The following is a 19,363-nucleotide window of genomic DNA, read 5'->3' as shown; positions in this document are numbered from 1 at the left end:
TGGGCAGCCCCCGGGATAGGGCTTGCTTTCACGCAGAAATCCGAGATTAGGGTTACGCGGGGACCTCCGTGACGAATTCGGGCCCCAGCGCGATGTACAGCAGCAGGCAGGTGCCGGCCACCGCCAGCAGGTTGGCCAGCCACATCCACAGGGGCGGCGCACCGACGCCGGTGTGACGGTACAGCACGACGGTGCGGGCGATGAGGTAGACCGGCGCGCCGAGCAGCGACCACGCTCCACTCGCCACCGCGGCGTGCCCCCAACTGTGCAAGCGCTGCACGTCGCGCTGCGCGCAGGCGACCGTGAACAGCCACGGGACCGAAATCGCCGCGTACTGAAGCCATTCGCGGACGCCCCAGGCGTACATGAGGAGAGCCGCCGCGAGGGCCAACAGGGTCAGCCACGGCGTGAACGCGATCAGCCAGACGGATGCCGTGCTCCAGCTGCCGGGGCCGGTGCGGTACTCGCTGACGTCGTCCGGGGCCGCCGGCATCCCGCCGGCCTCCACCGGCGCGACCCGCGCGACCCGCGCCACCGGCGTCGGCAGGGGCGGGGCGGTCGTCGTGACCGTGCCGGTGGTCGGCGGCACGTCGCGCGAGCTGTCCACGGGCGCGTGGTCCGCATCCGGCAACGGTGCGATGTGCCCGGTCCATTCCTCACCGCTCCACCACCGGAGGTGGAGCGACGTCTTCGGGTCGACATACCAGCCGGCTGGAGCGACATCGGCCGGTCTGTCGTTCATGCGCGCCCCCAATGTCGAGCCGACCTTCAGCATCACCAGCATGCGCCAGATCCGCCAACCCCAGTGCGGGTGCCTTCCGCACTGGGGGCAGTTCGACACCGATCGCATGGCCCCGCCTGCTGAGGTGCAGACTGTTCCCCATGGCAACCATTGCAATCACCGGAGTGACCGGGCACGTCGGTGGTCGAATCATTCGCCAGTTGGCCGGCGAGGACCCGGCCGCCGCTCTGGTGCTCATCGCCCGCAACCCGGCGCGGGTCCCGGCGATACCCGGCACCGAGACCGCGCTCGCCGAGTACGGCGACTCGGCGGCCGTGGAAAGCGCGCTCGCGCGCAGCGACGTGCTGTTCATGGTGTCCGCCCACGAGGCCGCCGATCGACTCGAACAGCACCGCACCTTCATCGCCGCCGCGGCGCGCGCCGGCGTGCAGCACATCGTGTACACCTCGTTCGTCGGCGCCGGCCATTCCGCGGGGTTCACCCTGGCCCGCGACCATGGCGCCACGGAGGAGGCCATCCGGGACACCGGCCTCGACTACACGTTCCTGCGCGACAACTTCTATCTGGACGTGCTTCTCGAATTCGCTGACGAGAACGGCGTCATCCGCGGTCCCGCCGGTGACGGGGTCACGGCCGCCGTGGCCAGGGCCGACGTAGCGGATGCCGCGGTGGCGGTGCTCAAGCACCCGGAGGAGCACCGGAAGACGGTGTACGAATTGACCGGCCGGGAAGCGATCGGGCTGGCGGAGTTGGCCAGGCGGGCATCCGTTGCCACCGGGCGGCCGTTCAGCTTTGTCGACGAGACGATGGACGAGGCTCACGCGTCCCGGGCGCACTACGGCGCCCCCGACTGGCAAGTGGACGCCTGGGTGAGCACGTACACGGCGATCCGTGACGGCGAACTGGCGCGGGTTTCCGGCGACGTGCGGAAGCTCACCGGGAACGAACCACGCACGCTCGAAGACGTCATCATCGGGATCCCGTGACCGTCCGGCGCTGTTTCTGAGGATCTTGGAAGCGGCAGGCCCGTCTGCCATGGGCGGTACCCAGCTAGCTGCCCATAGTCTCAACACCGATGCCGTCGAGGAACGGCCGGTGACGGGAGTAGGGTGAGAGCAAAGCTGGCGTTGTTGCGGGTCCCCGAGATCACCGCGTATTTCTGGATCATCAAGGCGCTCTCGACTGCGATGGGCGAATCCAGCAGCGACTTCCTGGTGAAATCGGTCGGGCCGGTGCCGGCCGTCCTCCTGGGTTTCGCGGGATTCGTCGCAGCGATGGTACTTCAACTCAGCCGCCGCCGGTACGTGGCGTGGTCCTATTGGCTGGCCGTGGTCATGGTCGGCGTCTTCGGAACCATGGCCGCTGACGTGCTGCACGTGGGTTTCCACGTGGAGTACCTGGTTTCGAGCGTCGGTTTCGCCGTGGTTCTTGCGGCCGTCTTCCTGGCCTGGAGATCCAGCGAGAAGACTCTTTCGATCCACAGCGTCGACAGCGTCCGGCGCGAGATCTTCTACTGGTCCGCTGTCATCGCCACCTTCGCCCTCGGCACGGCGGTCGGGGACCTCACCGCGGTGGCCTTCCACCTCGGCTACCCGCTGTCAGCGCTGCTGTTCGCCGCGCTGATCGCGGTGCCCGCCATCGGGTACCGATGGTTCAACCTCAACGCGATCTTCGCCTTCTGGTTCGCGTACGTCGCCACCCGGCCGTTGGGAGCATCCGTCGCCGACTGGCTGGGGAAGCCGACGGTGGAGGGCGGCATCGGGGTGGGGTCGGGGCCCGTGTCGCTGGTGCTCACCGCCGCGATCGCGGCGCTGGTCGCCTACCTGTCGCTCACGCGGCGTGACGTTCAGGTGCACGAGCCAAGCGTCGACGTCCAGGCGGTCAGCGACGCTGCACTCGACCCTGGAAGTAGCGGGCGGCACTCCTGACACCTACACGTCGAAACCGCCGCCGAAGTCACCGCCACCGAAGTCGCCGCCACTGCCGCTGAAGTCGCCGCCGAAGTCGCCACCGCCGCCGCTGAAGTCGCCGCCACCATCACCGGAGGCGCCATCATCGGAACCGACCCCGGCACCGCTGTCGCCGCTTGCGTCAGCGGTTCCGTCGCTCCCGGCCAGGTTCGACGAGTCCGGCAGGAACGCTGAAGCGATCGCCGACCCGATGACGAAGCCGGTGACGCTGCCGAGCAGGGAACTGGCGAAGGTGCCGCCGAAACCCATGCCGCCGCGCTGGCCGGCGGAGTTCAGCGACCGCTCCATGGATCCCGGGTTCAGCAACTCCTGACGGGTGGCTGCGTGGGCCAGGCTGGACGGGCTGTTGTTACTGGGCCGTTCACTCGGTGAAGAGTCGGCGCTCAACTGCTCGAACAACAGGGTGCGCTGCGCGTCCGTCAGTTTGGAGAATGCTTCAAGGTGCACCTGCTCGATGGTTTCCGGCGGTGCGGTGCGGAGCAGGTAGCGGTAGCGCTCGACCGCGATCTCGTCGGCGGACCGTTCGGGCGCCCGAGCATTCTGGTGCGTGTCGTACTGCGGCGCTTCTTCGCGCCCGAGTAATCGGTCAAGGAATCCCATAGTGTCGTCTCCTTTGCGTCGTCCTCCAACCTATTGGCGGCGCCCCCGATTTGCCTGTGAACCCCAACCCTCCCGGAGGCGCGGGTGGAGAAGTCGCGCTCAGGCGCCCGCTTGTGCCCTCACAGCCACGCAGCGCGTTCGCAACTGCGGGTATTTTCCCGGACCGAGCTTGTTTCGGCCCGAAATGGCGGGTTCCAGCGAGAATCCCAGCGGTTGCGCACGGCAGCCCGCCCCGAACGCGGTGTGCGCGGCCTGGCTTGGCGAATACGCTGGGCCCGTGGCCGAGAACACGAAATTGCAAACTGCCGTCACCAGCGCGGCAGTGAGCGGCCCGGTTCGCGGCTTCTTCGCCGGCGCGGCCCTGCTCGGACGCGGGTTCGGCATGTGGGCGACCTCGCCGAGACTCATGTTCCTCGGGGCGGTCCCCGCGCTCGTGGTCGGAGCCCTCTACGCCACGGCGTTTGTGATGCTGCTGCTGAACCTCGAGCCGATCGCCGGCTGGCTCACGCCGTTCGCCGCCGGGTGGGATGAGCCCTGGCGCACCACCGCGCGGATCACCGTGGGCGTGGCGGCGCTCGGCATCGTGGTCCTGGTGCTGGTGTACACCTTCGTGGCGATCACCCTCGCCGTCGGCGACCCCTTCTACGAGCGGATCTGGCGCCAGGTGGAGAACCGGCTCGGCGACGCGCCGGACGACTCGACCGAACCGTTCTGGAGGTCCGCGACCCGAGGCATCGGCGACGGCCTCCGGATGCTGCTGGCGACCGCCGTCACCGGCCTCGCCCTCTTCGCGTTCGGGTTCATCCCCCTCGTCGGCCAGACCCTCGTCCCCGTGACGGCGGTCTTCTGCGGTGGCTGGTTCCTCGCCGTCGAACTCACCGGCTTCGCCTTCGACGCCCGCGGCCTGTCGCTGCGGGAACGACGACGGATGCTGCGCGGCCGACGCGCCCCCGCCCTCGGCTTCGGAGTGGTCACCTACCTTCTCTTCCTGGTGCCGTTCGCCGCCGTTGTTGTGATGCCGGCCGCCGTCGCGGGGGCGACGCTCCTCAGCCGGAGTGCGTTGGATGAGGGCGCAGTCAGAGCGCCAGCGGTGTCGGCCGGATAACACGCGGTGCCCGATGCGGCAGCGGCTGACAATGTCGGCGGTCGCTGCTACCGTGCCGGCATGAAAGCGAATTTTGTGGCAGCTGTTTTCGTCGGCACCAGCCTGGACGGCTTCATCGCCCGGGAGGACGGGGACATCGAGTGGTTGACCGGCCTGGGACTCGACATGGGGGAGACGGGCTACGACGAGTTCTTCGCCTCCGTCGACGCGCTCGTGGTCGGGCGGACGACGTATGACCTCGTACGCGGGTTCGGCGAGTGGCCGTATGCGGGTAAACGCGTGCTGGTGATGAGCCGCACGCTGACGGAGGTCGACGCACCCCTGGCCACGGTGCATTCGAGCCTGGACGACGTGATCGCCACGCTCAACGCGGAGGGCGCGAAACTCGTGTACGCGGACGGCGGGCAGGTGATCCAGGCTTTCCTGCGCGCCGGACTGGTGACGGAGATCACGATCTCGCGTGCACCGGTGATCATCGGCAGCGGCATCCCGCTCTTCGGGCCGGTGGATGCCGACGTGCGCGTGACCCCCACGCGCACGCGTGAACTGGGATCCGGGTTCGTCCAGACGGTGTACACGGTGGAGCGGTGATCGTCCCGGTCGCAGAACGCCGGCCGGGCCTTCCTCACAGGCCTAGTGGCGCGGGACGTCGGGTGTGGGTGCGTTCCACTGGATCTCCTTCGCGATCTCCGCCACCTTCGGGTCGTCCTCGTCGGCGCCGTAGTCGCTCCTCGTCGTGGCGTCCAGCCCGGCGGACACCTTCAGCGCACGGAACACGAGGGTGAGCACCACTGCGACGATCGCGTTGATGACGAAAGCCGTGATCGCGATATAGATCGGCACGTCGGTGCCGGGAATCGGCGCAATCGACCCACCGAAGTGCGCGTGAGTGACCGGGTTGACCACGCTGTATGCCGCGAAGGTGCCGTAAGCGATCCCAGCAGCCCAACCGATCAGCAGCGCCCAGTGGTGGAACCACCGGGTGTAGAGCCCCGCGACGATCGCCGGGAACGTCTGCAGGATCCAGATGCCGCCGAGCAGCTGCATGTTGATGGCCGCCGACTGGTCCATCAGCAGCACGAACACCAGGGCGCCGAATTTCACGACCAGCGACGTGATCTTCGAGACCTTGGCCTCCTCCGCGGGCGTCGCATCCGTTTTGAAGAGGTCCTTGTAGATGTTGCGGGTGAACAGGTTGGAGGCGGCGATCGACATGATCGCGGCGGGCACCAGCGCGCCGACCGCGATCGCGGCCAGGGCGATGCCGGCGAACCAGGCCGGGAACTGGTCGAGGAAAAGCTGCGGCACGACCAGTTGCGGATTGATCTGGCCGTTCAGGTCCACCGGATTGGTTCCGGCCTTGATCGCCATGTACCCGAGAAGCGCGAGGAAGCCGAGCATCAGCGAGTACATCGGCAGCACCACGGCGTTTCGGCGGATGGTGTTGCGGCTCTTGGTGGCCAGCACCCCGGTGATCGAGTGCGGGTACATGAACAGGGCCATCGCCGATCCGAGTGCCAGCGTCCAGTAGGCGTTGAAACTGGTGGCACCGGGGATGACCGAGCCGACCGGGTTGCCGGTGGCCGGGTTGGTCGCCGACATTTTCGTGTCGGCAGCGTCGAAGATCGCCGCCCACCCGCCGAGGTGCGAGGGCAGCCAGACGATGGCGACGATGATCGCGATATAGATCAGCAGGTCCTTCACCACGGCTATGGCGGCCGGGGCGCGGAGCCCTGCCGTGTACGTGTACGCCGCCAGCACCACGAAGGCGATGATCAGCGGGAGGTCCTGCAGGAACACGTTCTCGCCGCTGCCGAGGCCGAGCACCGTGAGCACGGCCTTGATTCCCACCAGTTGCAGGGCGATGTACGGCATCGTCGCGACGATGCCGGTGACCGCGACAGCGGTGGAGAGGGTCTTGCTGCCGTACCGGCCGCCCACGAAGTCAGCCGGCGTCACGTAACCGTGGCGGTGCGACACCGACCACAGCCGAGCCATCAGGAGGAACACGATCGGGTACAGGATGATCGTGTACGGCACCGCGAAGAAGCCGCTCACCGCGCCGGTGCTCCACATCGCGGCGGGAACCGCGATGAAGGTGTACGCGGTGTACAGGTCGCCGCCGAGCAGGAACCAGGTGATCCAGCTGCCGAAGCCACGTCCGCCGAGCCCCCATTCGTCGAGCGTCTTCAGCCCGCGGTCAGCCGGCTTCACGCGCCACTTCACGGCGAGGAAGCCGAGTATGGCGACGCCGAAGAAGATCACGACGACAACGATCAACGCCACCACATTGATCGGATGCTGCGGCGCTGGCGCCGCGCGAAAGGCACCGACCAGGTTTTCGGCGTTCATTTCGACACCTGCCCGCGAGCGCTGTCAGGATTCGTTGTCCCGTTGTCCCGGCCGGTGCGTGCCACGATCCTGCGGCGTTTGTCCTCCCGGGTCACGATGATGTAGACGATCCACAGCACGAACGCCTCGATGAATATCCACAGGATCTGGTACCAGTAGAAGAAGGGCATCCCGAACAAGTCGGGGTCGTGCCGCGCGTAGATCGGGACAATCAGCGGAAGCACGATTCCGGCCACCAGCAGAATGCCGGAGATCACATACGGCAGGGGACGTGCCGGCCCCCTGGTAGGAGTTTCGGGCACGACAGAATTCTCGGTCGATGACATCTTCGTCTCCCTCGAGCCCCGTCCGGGGTTCCACGATCCGACGCTATACCCGGTGTACGGTAAGCGCGAGAGGTGGCCGGACCGATGGATCAGATTGTCTTGACCGGCCTGGTTGCGCTCGCCGGAGTCCTCGCCGGCGCGGTGAACACGCTGGCCGGCGGCGGCACCCTCCTGGTCTACCCGGCACTCCTCGCCTTCGGGCTGCCGCCGCTCGGCGCGAACGTCACCTCCCTGATCGGGCTCACCCCGGGCTACGTCGGCGGCGTCTACGCCTACCGGACTGAACTGGCCGGGGAGAAGCGCCGCCTCCCCGCACTCATCCCCGCATCGGTGCTCGGAGCGATCGCGGGGGCGATCCTGCTCCTGGTAACGCCGGGGGAGACCTTCGAAGCGGTCATCCCGTTCCTGGTGCTGTTATCCTCCCTGCTCCTGTTGGCCCAGCCCTGGTTGCAGAGACGGCTGGTGCCCGCAGCGGGGGAGGCCGGCCCGGCCCGCGCTGAGGAATCCGTCACCTCACCGCTGACTGTCGTGAGCGTGTTCCTCGCCTCGATCTACAGGTCATATTTCAGCGCGGGGGTCGGGGTGCTGCTGCTCGCGCTACTCGGAGCGACCATCCATGCGAACTTCCAGCGGATCAATGCGCTGAAGAACGCGCTGTCGCTGTTCATCGTCGTGACCGGGGTCGCCATCTACGCGTTCTCCGCGCACGTGGACTGGCTGGCCGTGCTCGTGCTGCTGCCGTCGTCGGCGCTTGGCGGTGTGCTGGGCGGCCGGCTGGCGCGACGGTTGAACCCCGACGCGCTGCGGTACGCCGTCTGCGGACTCGGCATCGTGCTGGCCGTGGTGCTCTTCCTGTGAACCGGCGGGAGCACCGGCGGGTGCCTTCACACCTGATGTACCGATAACCTGTAAACCGTGTCTATCTCTTCAAACCCTTTCGGCCAGGTGCTGGTCGCGCTGGTGACACCGTTCACCGCCGACGGCGAAGTGGATTGGCCCGCGGTTGAGAAGCACATGGACGACGTCATCACCGCCGGTGCCGACGGCATCGTGGTCACCGGCACCACGGGGGAGACCTCCACCCTCACCGACCCGGAGAAGATCCGGCTGGTCGAGGTGGGCAAGAGCGTCGCGGCCGGCCGCGCCAAGATCATCACCGGCGGCGGATCCAATGAAACCGCCCACGCCATCGAACTCGCCAGGCACAGCGAGAAGGCCGGCGCCGACGGCAACATGATCGTCACCCCGTACTACAACAAGCCCACCCAGGCGGGGGTGCTCACCCACTTCCGGATGATCGCGGACGCCACAGACCTCCCGGTCATCCTCTACGACATCCCCGGACGCGCCGGTATCCCGATCGCGTACGAGACGATCCTGCGCGCCGCCAAGCACCCGAACATCCTCGCCATCAAAGACGCCAAAGGCGACTTCGCACAGGCCAGCCGGGTGCTCAACCAGACTGATCTGCTGTACTTCTCCGGTGACGACCCCAACGTGCTGCCGCACCTGGCCATCGGCGCCACCGGACTCATCGGCGTCACGGCGAACATCGCCGCTGGCCCGTACCGGGTCATGGTCGATGCGGTCAACCGCGGCGACCTGAAGACGGCGACGGATGCCCACAAGCAGCTCGAGCCGTTGGTGCGGGCCTGCATGACCCACGTGCCAGGCACCGTTGCGGTCAAGTACATCCTGCACGGGCTCGGCCGGATCGGCAGCCCGCGGGTCAGGCTTCCCCTGGTCGGCCCCGAGGAATGGGAGGCCGCGAAGATCGAAGACGAGATCGACCTGGTCACCAGCATTCCCGGCGTCGACTTCACCAACTTCCGCCCCGACCGCAACGCCGCCGCCGGCGGCGCGCTGCCCAAGGTGGCCGGCACCACACGCTAGACCACGCGCGCTTCGCGCACAATCACATATAGGAGGGCATATGCCCAACGACGTATACGACCCGCCCGCTCTCAAGCCGGGCACACTCCGCATCACCCCGATCGGTGGCATCGGCGAAATCGGCCGCAACATGACCACGTTCGAAATCGACGGCAAGATCCTCATCGTCGACTGCGGTGTGCTGTTCCCCGAGGAGCATCAGCCCGGCGTGGACCTGATCCTGCCCGACTTCACCCCTATCCGCAATCGCCTCGACGACATCCTCGGTATCGTGCTCACCCACGGGCACGAGGACCACATCGGCGCCGTACCGTACCTCCTCAAGCTGCGCGGCGACATCCCGCTGATCGGCTCCGGGCTCACGCTCGCGTTCATCGAGGCCAAGCTCAAGGAACACCGGATCAAGCCCTACACCCTCGAGGTCAAGGAGGGCCAGGAGGAGATCATCGGGCCGTTCGAGCTCGAATTCGTCGCCGTCAACCACTCCATCCCCGACGCCCTCGCGGTGGCGATCTTCACCGACGGCGGCTCTGTGCTGCACACCGGTGACTTCAAGATGGACCAGCTGCCGCTCGACGATCGTCTCACCGACCTGCGCGACTTCGCCCGCCTCGGCGAGGAGGGCATCGACCTGTTCCTCGTCGACTCCACCAACGCCGACGTTCCCGGGTTCACCCCGACCGAACGCTCCATCGGTCCGGTGCTCGACGACGTCATCGCGCGCGCCCCGCGCCGGGTGATCGTGGCCAGCTTCTCCAGCCACGTGCACCGGGTGCAGCAGGTGCTCGACGCCGCCCACGCGAACGGCCGCCGGGTCGCCCTGCTGGGCCGCTCGATGGTGCGCAACATGACAATCGCCGCCGACCTCGGTTACCTCAAGGTGCCGGAAGGTGTCCTGATCGACTTCAAGAAGGCCGGCGACGTGCCCGACGACAAGATCGTCTACATGTCCACCGGGTCGCAGGGCGAACCGATGGCTGTCCTCAGCCGCATGGTGAACAAGGACCACCAGGTCGAGGTCGGGGTCGGCGACACCGTCATCCTCGCCTCAAGCCTGATCCCCGGCAACGAGAACGCGGTCTACCGCATCATCGACGGCCTCACCAAGCTGGGTGCCAACGTCGTGCACAAGGGCAACGCCAAGGTGCACGTCTCCGGGCACGCCGCCGCCGGCGAGCTGCTCTACGTGTACAACATCCTCAAGCCGAAGAACGTGCTGCCGGTCCACGGCGAGTACCGCCACCTGGTGGCGCAGCAGAAGATCGCCATGGCCTCGGGCATCCCCGAGGAGAACACCATCCTCGCGGAGGACGGAACCGTCATCGACCTGCTGGACGGCGTCGCAACCGTGGTCGGACAGCTGGACCTGGGCTTCGTCTATGTCGACGGCTCAACCGTGGGTTCGATCACGGATGCCGACCTCAAGGACCGCCGGATCCTCGCCGAAGAGGGCTTCATCTCGATCATCGTCGTCTTCGACTCCTCGACCGGCAAGATCGTGGTCGGACCGGAGATCCACGCCAAGGGCTTCGCCGAGGACGAGTCGGTCTTCGACGTCCTGAAGCCGAAGATCGAGGCCGCGCTGGCCGAAGCCGCCCACAACGGCACCCGCGACACCCACGCCCTGGCCCAGGTCATCCGTCGCGTCGTCGGCCGCTGGGTGAGCAGCAGCTACCGTCGTCGTCCGATGATCGTTCCGCTCGTCATCGAGGCGTAACCGCACCAATTCAGGAGAATCAGGGGTAGCCCGGGCGCCTGGCCTTTGCCGCCCCTGATTCTCCTGGGCAATGTCGGCCCCTCCCGGTTTCAGCGCGGTTCGCAGATCACAACCGGGATTTCACGGCTGGTGCGGCGCTGGTAACGCGCATAGTTCGGGTACGCCGCCACGATCCGGGGCCACAGCTCGGCCCGTTCGGCGGCGGTCGCCGTGCGGGCGCGCATCGGCATGGTCCCCCCACGCACCGTGAGTTCCACCGCCGGGTTGGCGACCAGGTTCAGGTACCAGAGCGGATGCCGGTCGTCGCCACCCTTGGATGCGACCAGCAGGTAACGGCCGTCGCCCTGGATCGGCGACATCAGCATGATCGATCGGCGGCGTCCGCTGGTGCGGCCGACCGTGTGCAACTCAACCATCTGGAGCGTCCCGAGCGACCAGCCGACCCGGCCGCGGGTGAGCGCCAGCAGTCCCCGGTGGCCCGCGCTGAGCGCCCTCGACCCCGCGTCGACGAGTGCGGTCCTGATCCCCATGGCCACAGCATACTTTCGCAACAGGTGTGGCGGGCTGGGTGCACCGGCGGCATACTGGCTGCATGTTGACGGTCGGGTCGGTGGTGTTGGGCGCTCGGGACGTACCGGGCATGGTCCAGTTCTGGCGGGCGGCGCTGGACTACCGGCCGCGGGAGGAACCCTCCGACGACTGGGCGGTCCTGGTTCCGCGCGACGGACAACCCGGACAGCAGATCGCCATCATGCTGGTCACATCCGTTGCAGACCCGGCAGCACCGCAGCGCCACCACCTCGACCTCTATGCGTCCGAGCAGGCCGGGGAAGTGGAGCGCCTGCTCGGCCTCGGCGCCCAGCGCGTGGAGTGGGACTACCCGGCGGACGCCGACTATGTGGTCCTCGCCGACCCGGACGGCAACCGGTTCTGCGTCGCGCAGAAATAGCCGTCCTGGCGGTGCGGCTCGGGTCAGCCCGCGAAGACCGATGGTTGCCGGCCGGCCCAGGGCTGCGCCTGCTCGAGCTGCGCGGCCACCTGCAGCAGCAGGTCCTCCCGGCCGGTCGCCGCCACCAGCTGCACCCCGATCGGAAGGCCCTCCCGGCTCTGCCCGAGCGGGAGGCTGATCGCCGGGTTGCCGGACACATTGAATGCGGCGGTGAACGGCCCGTACTGATAGATCCGCCGCAGCCAGTCGCGCATCGAATAGCCCGGATCGTCGTAGTCGAGTTCGCCGTGGCGCGCCGGCAACTGGGCGAGCGTCGGGGTGACCAGCAGGTCGTACTCGGTGAAGAAGGTTCCGACAGCCCGGGTCAGGCGGTTCTGCGCGTCGAGGGCGGCCATCACATCCAGTGCGGTGAACGCCAGGGTTTCGGCCAGCAGTGCCCGGGACACCGCCTCGAGCCGTCCCGGGTCCGGGCGCACCGGCGCGCGAAGCAGTGCGGCGCCGGTTGCGACGGCGGCGAGCATCGAGCCCTCCACGATGTCATCCGGCTGGATGCCCGGAGTCGCGGGCGAGACGGAATGCCCGATCCACTCCAGGGTGCGGGCGGCTTCCGCGGCGACCCCGGCGACCTGGAGGTCCACCGGGACGCCGGACCAGGCATCCGTCGTCACCGCCACCCGGAGCCGCCCCGGGTCCGCCCGCAGCACCTCGGTGTAGCGCACGTCCGGCGACGAGAGCGTGTACTTCTCGCCGACGGCCGGTCCCGAGACGCACTCAAGCAGCAACGCGGTGTCACGGATGCTGCGGGTCAGCCCGAACTCGGCGATCAACCCGAAGCCCGCCTCTCCGGCCAGCGGGCCGCTCGGGGTGCGGCCGCGACTGACTTTCAGGCCGACCAGGCCGCATGCCGACGCGGGAATGCGCACCGAACCGCCGCCGTCGTTGCCGTGCGCGAGCGGCACGGCGCCGGCCGCGACGAGTGCGGCAGCCCCGCCGCTTGAGCCGCCGACCCCGCGCTCGAGCGCCCACGGGTTGCGGGTGCGCCCGTAACGGAGGGACTCGGTCGCGTAGCTCAGGCCGAGCTCCGGCGCCGTGGTCTGGCCGAGGGTGGCGAGCCCGGCGGCGCGGAACCGTGTCATCAGCTCGTGGTCGACCGCCGCTACCGCGCCGCGGATGCTGCGGCTGCCGAGAGTGAATGTGACGCCTCGGGCGAAGGGTCCGCTGTCCTTGACCAGGAACGGCACACCGCCGATCGGACCGTCGGGGTCGTGGTCGAGGGCGCTTTGGAACAATGGCTGGGTCAGCGCGTTGAGGTCGCCGTTGACCGACTCGATGGCCTGCCGGGCGGCCGTCTCGACCTCCGCCGCGTTCACCTGGCCGGTGCGGATGAGTTCACGCAGCGCCGTGGCATCGAGTGCGCAGTACTCGGAGAGTTCCATTCCCTTCAGTATGCCGCCGTCGCTTGCGGCCCGCCCATCCACCGGTGGGGCACGTTGTACCCCTAGGATCAACGAAAGCCAATCCGATGGGGGACACACCGGTGAACGTAGCGCGCACATGGATCTTTCCGATCATCCGCATCCTGCTGGTCGCGGCGGTCGCCGTGGCGCTGGTGAAACTCGCCTTCTTCCCCGACAGCGCCGTGGCCGACGATCCGGCGCAGCCCACCGGGCAGATCGTGGAACCGCAGGTTCCGGTGGCGCTCGGCACCATCACCAACGACGTCACCCTCCCCGGCACGGTCAACGCCGACCCGGCCGTCCCGGTGAAGGCGGTGGCACAGGGCACGGTCGACGAGGTCTTCGTCACGGCAGGGCAGGCCGTCGCCACCGGCGACACGCTCTACGACATCAAGGTCGAGACACCGCGTGACCCGGTCGAGACAACGGATGCCGCGGGCAACATGTCCGTCACCCAACCCAAACCGCTGGTCAGTTTCGCGAAGGTCCTCGCCCCGTCCAGCGGCACCCTCAGTTCGCTCGCGGTGATCCATGGCCAGTCGGTGGCGGTCGGGGACACCACCGGCCAGGTCGCACCGCCGACCTTCTCGGTGAGCGGTTCGCTCAGCCCCGAGCAGCAGTACCGGTTGGTGACCAGGCCGACCGAGGCATCCGTTGCCATCACCAACGGGCCGGCGCCGTTCACCTGCACCGGCCTGACCATCAGCACCCCGCTGGCCGGCGCGGACGGCGGCGGCGCCGGTGGTGGCCCCGGTCCCGGCAACGGGACCACCGGCGGGAGCGGGTCCGGCACCACCGTTCGCTGCGCCGTTCCCGCGGGGGTGACCGTGTTCCCGGGGCTCGCAGCCCTGATCACCATCGCCGGCGGCAAGGCGGAGAACGTGCTCGTGGTGCCCACGACCGCGGTCAAGGGATCCGCCGAGACCGGGCTGGTGTGGCTGGTCGGCGCCGACGGCACGGCCGCGGAACACCCGGTCATCCTCGGAATGAACGACGGCACCAACGTGCAGATCGTCGAGGGGCTTTCCGAGGGCGACCTGGTCAACCAGTTCGTGCCGGGCGCCGTCGCGCCCGCGCCCTGCCAGCCCGGCATGGTCTGCACTGACGCGGGATTCGTCGCCGGCGCCGGAACCGCACGATGAACCTGCTGCACCTGGAGGGTGTGACCCGCACGGTGCAGCTCGTCGACGCGCCGCCGCTCACCATCCTCTCCGGAGTCGACCTGGAGGTGGCGGTGGGGGACCGGGTGTCGATCGTCGGGCGCTCGGGGTCTGGCAAGTCCACGCTGCTCAACCTGCTGGGGCTGCTCGACACCCCGACCACCGGTCTGATGCTGTTCGACGACCGGCCGGTGCAGTCCTTCTCGTCGGGGGAGCGGGACCGGGTGCGCGGCCGCGACGTCGGCTTCATCTTCCAGCAGTTCAACCTGCTGCAGGGTCGTACCGCGCTGGAGAACGTGATGACACCTCTGCTCTACGCCACCGGGCGCGCCTTCTGGCAGCGTTCCCGGATCGCTTCCGAGATGCTCGGCCGGGTGGGACTCGGCAACCGCCTCACCGCGATGCCCGACAAACTCTCCGGCGGCGAGCAGCAGCGGGTGGCGATCGCACGCTCGCTGGTGCGCGGGCCGCGGTTGATCCTCGCCGACGAACCGACCGGAGCCCTGGACCTGGAGACCGGGGCATCCGTCATGGACCTTCTCGACGCGGTCGCCACCGAGTCCGGCGCCGCGCTGGTCACCATCACCCACGACCCGGCGATCGCCGCGCGGGCGAACCTGCACCTGCGGCTTGACCGCGGGGTGCTCACCGTGGCGCCGACGGGTGCCGCGGAAGTGGATGCCTCGGCAGCGGATGCCGCTCAGGCCGTGGCCGCTGGAGCCCCGTCGTGAGTAGCTTCTGGAGCAACGTGGTCGGCTCGTTCGTCGAGGCCTGGCAGGAGGTGCGAATCCACAAGACCCGGGTGATGCTCTCCCTGGTCGGAGTGGCGGTCGCCGTGTGCGCGCTCACCACGGTGGTGGGGCTCGGAACGGTGGCGGAAGCCGCGATCGTGCAGCAGCAGGAACGCAACGGCGGCCGACCGGCCAGCCTGAACCTGTCGGCGTACAACCCCGACGGGAGCAGCCCCGACGCCGAGACCATGCAATCAGTGTTCGAAACGGCCCTCGAGCGCTACGACATCAGCTACTCCAGCCGGATCACATCCACCCAGCAGACCGTGCAGTTTCGGGACGGCGCCGTGACTGTGCAGGTGCAGGGTGTCGACCCGGACTACGGCGTCATGCGCCGGGTGCAGCTCAGTGAAGGCCACTGGTTCACCGACGACGACGCCGAGCGGCTCGCGCCCGCCGTCCTGGTCAACTCGGTGTTCTACGACCGGATAGGCCGGCCCGACCTCGCGACCCACCCCACGATCAGCCTCCTCGGGCAGCAGGACACCACGGCCGTGGTCACCGGCGTCTACCCGTCGCAGCAGTGGGAGACCGAACCGGCGATGTACATGCTGGCGGATGCCGTCGCCGGCCTCCCGGCGACCACGCCGGCATCGGACGTGCCGGGAGCCCCGCCCGGTGGCTTCAGCAATCCGCCCCAGTATGAGCTCTGGGTGCCGCCCGAACTCGCGGACCAGCTCACGACGCTGTTGCAGCGGGACCTCCAAGGCGCCCTCGGTGACGGCGCGAGTGCGCAGGTCTACCGGCAGGACTACGCCGCATACGGCGAAGACCCGTTCCTGCCGATCAAGCTCATGGTCGGGGGAGTGGCGGTGCTGGTGCTCCTCCTCGGGGCGCTCGGCCTGGTCAATATCGCGCTGGTCACACTGAGGCAGCGGATCCGGGAGATCGGCATCCGCCGCAGCTTCGGCGCCACCGCGGGCCGGGTGTTCTTCGCGGTGATGATGGAAAGCGTCGTCGCCACGGTCGTGGCGGGGGTGGTCGGTGTGATCGTGGCCATCCTGATCGTCAAGAACCCTTGGGTCGAGGAGCTTGTCGGCCAGGGGATGGTCTCCGATTTCCCGCCGTTCCCGGTGGAGGCGGCGGTGCTCGGCCTCGTGGCCGCCACCGTCGTCGGCGCAATGGCCGGCCTGCTGCCCGCCCTGGTGGCCGTGCGCGTAAAGGTGATCGACGCCATCCGCTACTGACGGCGCGCTGGCGGCGGGTGGGCAACGGATGCGCCCCACTGGCGGCTCCGGGCGCGCGAAAACGCGCCGGGCGCGCGCTATTTCGGGTGCCCGGTGCGGTTTCCCGCGCCGGGGCGCCCCGGCCAGACACCCGCCCCGGCCTAACCCCCAATGCCGGGGGTTGGAAGTACCGTTGAACCCATGGCTACGAGCACTAAGTCGACCGGTCGCGCCGGGAACACTCCCGCGCGCGGCGGAAGCACCAGGAAGCCCGCAGCGAAGGCCCCCGCACGCACCGCAACCCAGAAGACGGTTCGTTACCCGGCGGCCGAGCCGAAGCAGAGCCTCCTGGTGCGCGCTTGGATGGGCCTGGCCCACCTCACCGGGGGCGCCGCCCGCGCCCTCGGACCCGAGCAACTGTCCAAGGAGGAGCGCCGCGACGGCCTGCCCTTCTTCCTGGTGCTGCTGGCCGTCGTCGGCGCGATCGTCGAGTGGTTCCTGATCAACGAACCGATCGCGAAGACGCTCGACAGCTGGACCTTCGGCGGGCTGTTCGGCCGCGTCGCGTTCGCCCTTCCCGTGATCATGCTGCTGTTCGCAATCTGGTTGTTCCGGAAGCCCAGCTCGGTGCACGACAACGGTCGCATCGGCATCGGCCTCACCCTGCTGCTGGTCACCGTGTCGGGCCTCTGCCACATCTTCGGCGGCCAGCCCAACCCCAGCGAGGGCATGGACGTGCTCGCCCTCTCCGGCGGCGTCATCGGATGGATGATCGCTGCCCCGCTGATCGCCCTGACCACCGGGATCGGCGCGACGGCTGTGGTCATCCTGTTGCTGGTCCTGAGCCTGTTCATCATCACGAAGACCCCGCCGAACAAGATCGGTGAACGTTCCCGGGAACTCTATGCCTGGCTGTTCGGGGCCCAGCTGCCGGATGCCGAGGAGCGCGCCGCCGCCAAGGCGGCGAAGTTCAGCAAGACCAAACAGGTCGAACTCGACGGACTGGGCCACGACGACGACCCGGAGATAGATCCCAACGCACTGCCATGGTGGCGACGCAACACCAGCAAGCGTGAGGAAGACCCGGACTTCGGCAGCGCCGTCAGCGTTGGCTCCGCTGCGGCGGACCCGATGGCAGACCTGCTCGGCGGCGGGCCCGCCGCGCAGGGCGATGCGGCCCGCGGCGCCTTCGACACCCCGCTCGGAACGCTCGCCCCCGCCGACGAACCCGCCGACCAACCCGCCGCCCCCGACAGCTACGGCACCGAGGTCCTGAACGACCTCGCGCGCGCCGAAGACGCCATCAAGCGGTTCACCGGCGACACCGACCTGCAACGCGGATCCACGGGACTGCACGCCGACGACCCGTCCGGGCTGACCGAGGTGCTCCCCGGCTTCGACGCACTCGACCCCGTGGCTGCCGTTGGTGCAGCCGGCGCAGCCGGGGCGGGGATGACGCCCGCCGTGCCGAGCCCTGCGCAACCCACCGCCCCCTACGTGCTGCCGTCCGCGTCCACCCTCGTCGCCGGTCCGCCGGCCAAGGCGCGCTCGGCCGCGAACGACGAGGTGGTCAAATCGATCACCGAGGTGCTCCGCCAGTTCAGCGTTGATGCCAAGGTCACCGGCTTCTCCCGCGGTCCGACCGTCACCCAGTACGAGATCGAGCTCGGCCCTGGTGTCAAGGTCGAACGTGTCACGGCACTCAGCAAGAACCTCTCCTACGCTGTCGCGTCCAACGAGGTGCGCATCCTCTCGCCCATCCCCGGCAAGAGCGCGATCGGCATCGAGATCCCGAACACCGACCGTGAAATCGTCACCCTCGGTGACGTGCTCCGCTCCGGGGCGGCCACGAGCAGCGCCCACCCGATGACCATCGGGGTCGGCAAAGACGTCGGCGGCGGCTACGTCGTGGCCAACCTGGCCAAGATGCCCCACCTCCTGGTCGCCGGCTCCACCGGATCCGGTAAGTCGAGCTTCGTCAACTCGATGATCACCAGCCTGCTCATGCGCGCCAAGCCGAGCGAGGTGCGGATGGTGCTGATCGACCCCAAGCGGGTCGAGCTCGCGCCGTACGCGGGCGTGCCGCACCTGATCACGCCCATCATCACCAACGCCAAGAAGGCCGCGGAAGCCCTGCAGTGGGTCGTCAAAGAGATGGACATGCGCTACGACGACCTGGCGAGCTTCGGCTTCCGCCACATCGACGACTTCAACAAGGCCGTCAACAACGACGAGATCGTGTTGCCGGCCGGCAGCGAACGGAAGCTCAAGGCCTACCCGTACCTCCTGGTCGTGGTGGACGAGCTCGCCGACCTCATGATGGTCGCCCCGCGCGACGTCGAAGACTCGATCGTGCGCATCACCCAGCTGGCACGGGCATCCGGTATCCACCTCGTCCTCGCCACCCAGCGCCCCAGCGTCGATGTCGTCACCGGCCTGATCAAGGCCAACGTGCCGTCGAGGCTGGCGTTCGCGGTGACCAGCGTCACCGACTCCCGCGTCATCCTGGACCAGCCCGGCGCGGACAAGCTGATCGGGCAGGGCGACGCCCTGTTCCTGCCGATGGGCGCCTCGAAGTCGATTCGGGTGCAGGGAGCGTGGGTCAACGAGGCCGAGATCGAGAAGGTCGTCAAGCACGTCACCCAGCAGGCCAGGCCGGACTACCGACCGGATGTCGCGATGGAGGCCCCGAAGAAGGAGATCGACTCCGACATCGGCGACGACCTCGAACTGCTGCTCGCTGCCGCCGAACTCGTGGTGTCTACCCAGTTCGGGTCCACGTCGATGCTGCAGCGCAAGCTCCGCGTGGGCTTCGCCAAGGCCGGCCGCCTGATGGACCTGCTCGAATCCCGCGAGATCGTCGGCCCGTCAGAAGGGTCCAAGGCTCGCGACGTGCTGGTGAACGCCGAGCAGCTGCCGGCCGTGCTGGCCAAGCTCCGCGGATCGGACGCCGAGCACGCCGCGCAGCAGCAGGCCCACTCGGCATCCGCCGGCTACGCCCCGGCGACCAGCCAGCCGGACTCCCGGTACGCCGACGACCCGGTCGCGAAGATGACCGAGGGCTATCCTGAAGTGGAAGCCGAGGGCGATTCCGACGAAGACGCGTGGGGCCTCACGGACCGAGATTGAGAACGA

18 protein-coding genes are annotated in these 19,363 nt (G+C 68.4%); 12 read left to right on the top strand and 6 right to left on the bottom strand.

All coding sequences use genetic code 11. The features are described from left to right. Positions 1-52: 52 nt before the first annotated feature. The gene (locus AB4Y94_RS15980) at positions 53-742 is read right to left on the bottom strand and encodes a DUF2510 domain-containing protein (protein ID WP_441728969.1); all 690 of its coding nucleotides are present in this window, start codon (positions 740-742) and stop codon (positions 53-55) included. Between the two features lie 140 nt (positions 743-882). Here AB4Y94_RS15980 and AB4Y94_RS15975 point away from each other — a divergent pair, with 140 nt between their 5' ends. Both AB4Y94_RS15975 and AB4Y94_RS15970 read left to right on the top strand, forming a co-directional pair. Continuing rightward, on the top strand, positions 883-1,728 hold the full coding sequence (locus tag AB4Y94_RS15975) for an SDR family oxidoreductase (RefSeq protein WP_441728968.1): 846 nt from the start codon (positions 883-885) through the stop codon (positions 1,726-1,728). Positions 1,729-1,851: 123 nt separating this feature from the next. Then, positions 1,852-2,670, top strand: a complete 819-nt coding sequence (locus AB4Y94_RS15970; protein WP_441728966.1) for a COG4705 family protein — start codon at positions 1,852-1,854, stop codon at positions 2,668-2,670. A gap of 3 nt (positions 2,671-2,673) precedes the next feature. Here AB4Y94_RS15970 and AB4Y94_RS15965 read toward each other — a convergent pair whose 3' ends face one another. After that, the gene (locus AB4Y94_RS15965) at positions 2,674-3,312 is read right to left on the bottom strand and encodes a hypothetical protein (protein WP_441728965.1); all 639 of its coding nucleotides are present in this window, start codon (positions 3,310-3,312) and stop codon (positions 2,674-2,676) included. 277 nt (positions 3,313-3,589) lie between these two features. Between AB4Y94_RS15965 and AB4Y94_RS15960 the strand changes: the two genes are divergently transcribed. Together AB4Y94_RS15960 and AB4Y94_RS15955 are read left to right on the top strand one after the other, a co-directional pair. Next, positions 3,590-4,417, top strand: coding sequence for an EI24 domain-containing protein (locus AB4Y94_RS15960; protein WP_441728964.1), 828 nt, complete (start codon positions 3,590-3,592; stop codon positions 4,415-4,417). A 60-nt stretch (positions 4,418-4,477) separates the two neighbouring features. Continuing rightward, positions 4,478-5,008: a dihydrofolate reductase family protein gene (locus tag AB4Y94_RS15955; protein ID WP_441728963.1), complete on the top strand. Its 531-nt coding sequence runs from the start codon at positions 4,478-4,480 to the stop codon at positions 5,006-5,008. Between the two features lie 42 nt (positions 5,009-5,050). On the opposite strand, the gene mctP is transcribed toward AB4Y94_RS15955, so the two are convergent. Further along, entirely contained in the window at positions 5,051-6,769 is a 1,719-nt protein-coding gene (gene mctP / locus AB4Y94_RS15950; RefSeq protein ID WP_441728961.1) for a monocarboxylate uptake permease MctP, read from the bottom strand. Next, entirely contained in the window at positions 6,766-7,071 is a 306-nt protein-coding gene (locus AB4Y94_RS15945) for a DUF3311 domain-containing protein (protein ID WP_441728960.1), read from the bottom strand. The genes mctP and AB4Y94_RS15945 overlap by 4 nt, the downstream gene beginning before the upstream one ends. Positions 7,072-7,179: 108 nt before the next feature. On the opposite strand from AB4Y94_RS15945, the gene AB4Y94_RS15940 reads away from it, so the two are divergent. Genes AB4Y94_RS15940 through AB4Y94_RS15930 form a run of 3 tightly spaced genes read left to right on the top strand, consistent with a single transcriptional unit; the run spans position 7,180 to position 10,705 of the window. Continuing rightward, positions 7,180-7,953: a sulfite exporter TauE/SafE family protein gene (locus AB4Y94_RS15940; protein WP_441728958.1), complete on the top strand. Its 774-nt coding sequence runs from the start codon at positions 7,180-7,182 to the stop codon at positions 7,951-7,953. Positions 7,954-8,010: 57 nt separating this feature from the next. Beyond that, positions 8,011-8,988, top strand: a complete 978-nt coding sequence (gene dapA / locus AB4Y94_RS15935) for a 4-hydroxy-tetrahydrodipicolinate synthase (RefSeq protein WP_441728957.1) — start codon at positions 8,011-8,013, stop codon at positions 8,986-8,988. Between the two features lie 40 nt (positions 8,989-9,028). Further along, on the top strand, positions 9,029-10,705 hold the full coding sequence (locus tag AB4Y94_RS15930; protein WP_441728956.1) for a ribonuclease J: 1,677 nt from the start codon (positions 9,029-9,031) through the stop codon (positions 10,703-10,705). Between the two features lie 89 nt (positions 10,706-10,794). Here the strand turns inward: AB4Y94_RS15930 and AB4Y94_RS15925 are convergent, their stop codons facing one another. Then, positions 10,795-11,235, bottom strand: coding sequence for a nitroreductase/quinone reductase family protein (locus tag AB4Y94_RS15925; RefSeq protein ID WP_441728955.1), 441 nt, complete (start codon positions 11,233-11,235; stop codon positions 10,795-10,797). Positions 11,236-11,297: 62 nt separating this feature from the next. Between AB4Y94_RS15925 and AB4Y94_RS15920 the strand changes: the two genes are divergently transcribed. Beyond that, a complete protein-coding gene (locus tag AB4Y94_RS15920; RefSeq protein ID WP_441728953.1) occupies positions 11,298-11,654 on the top strand; it encodes a VOC family protein in 357 nt (118 codons plus the stop codon). Between the two features lie 23 nt (positions 11,655-11,677). Here the strand turns inward: AB4Y94_RS15920 and AB4Y94_RS15915 are convergent, their stop codons facing one another. Continuing rightward, positions 11,678-13,090: an amidase gene (locus AB4Y94_RS15915; RefSeq protein ID WP_441728951.1), complete on the bottom strand. Its 1,413-nt coding sequence runs from the start codon at positions 13,088-13,090 to the stop codon at positions 11,678-11,680. An 86-nt stretch (positions 13,091-13,176) separates the two neighbouring features. Here AB4Y94_RS15915 and AB4Y94_RS15910 point away from each other — a divergent pair, with 86 nt between their 5' ends. From AB4Y94_RS15910 to AB4Y94_RS15895, 4 genes are all read left to right on the top strand, one after another. After that, positions 13,177-14,253: an efflux RND transporter periplasmic adaptor subunit gene (locus AB4Y94_RS15910; RefSeq protein ID WP_441728950.1), complete on the top strand. Its 1,077-nt coding sequence runs from the start codon at positions 13,177-13,179 to the stop codon at positions 14,251-14,253. Continuing rightward, complete coding sequence (locus tag AB4Y94_RS15905) at positions 14,250-15,002, top strand: ABC transporter ATP-binding protein (protein ID WP_441728949.1); 753 nt, start codon at positions 14,250-14,252, stop codon at positions 15,000-15,002. Before AB4Y94_RS15910 ends, AB4Y94_RS15905 begins: the two co-directional genes overlap by 4 nt. Next, positions 14,999-16,249: an ABC transporter permease gene (locus tag AB4Y94_RS15900; RefSeq protein ID WP_441728948.1), complete on the top strand. Its 1,251-nt coding sequence runs from the start codon at positions 14,999-15,001 to the stop codon at positions 16,247-16,249. The genes AB4Y94_RS15905 and AB4Y94_RS15900 overlap by 4 nt, the downstream gene beginning before the upstream one ends. Positions 16,250-16,429: 180 nt before the next feature. Beyond that, positions 16,430-19,357, top strand: coding sequence for a DNA translocase FtsK 4TM domain-containing protein (locus AB4Y94_RS15895; RefSeq protein WP_441728947.1), 2,928 nt, complete (start codon positions 16,430-16,432; stop codon positions 19,355-19,357). The last annotated feature ends 6 nt before the right edge of the window (positions 19,358-19,363 follow it).

Origin of the sequence: Glaciibacter sp. 2TAF33, assembly GCF_052114945.1 — a bacterium.
Lineage (GTDB): Bacteria > Actinomycetota > Actinomycetes > Actinomycetales > Microbacteriaceae > Cryobacterium.
The sequence above is the reverse complement of the archived record's forward strand: the minus strand, read 5'-3'. Positions and strand labels throughout refer to the sequence as shown.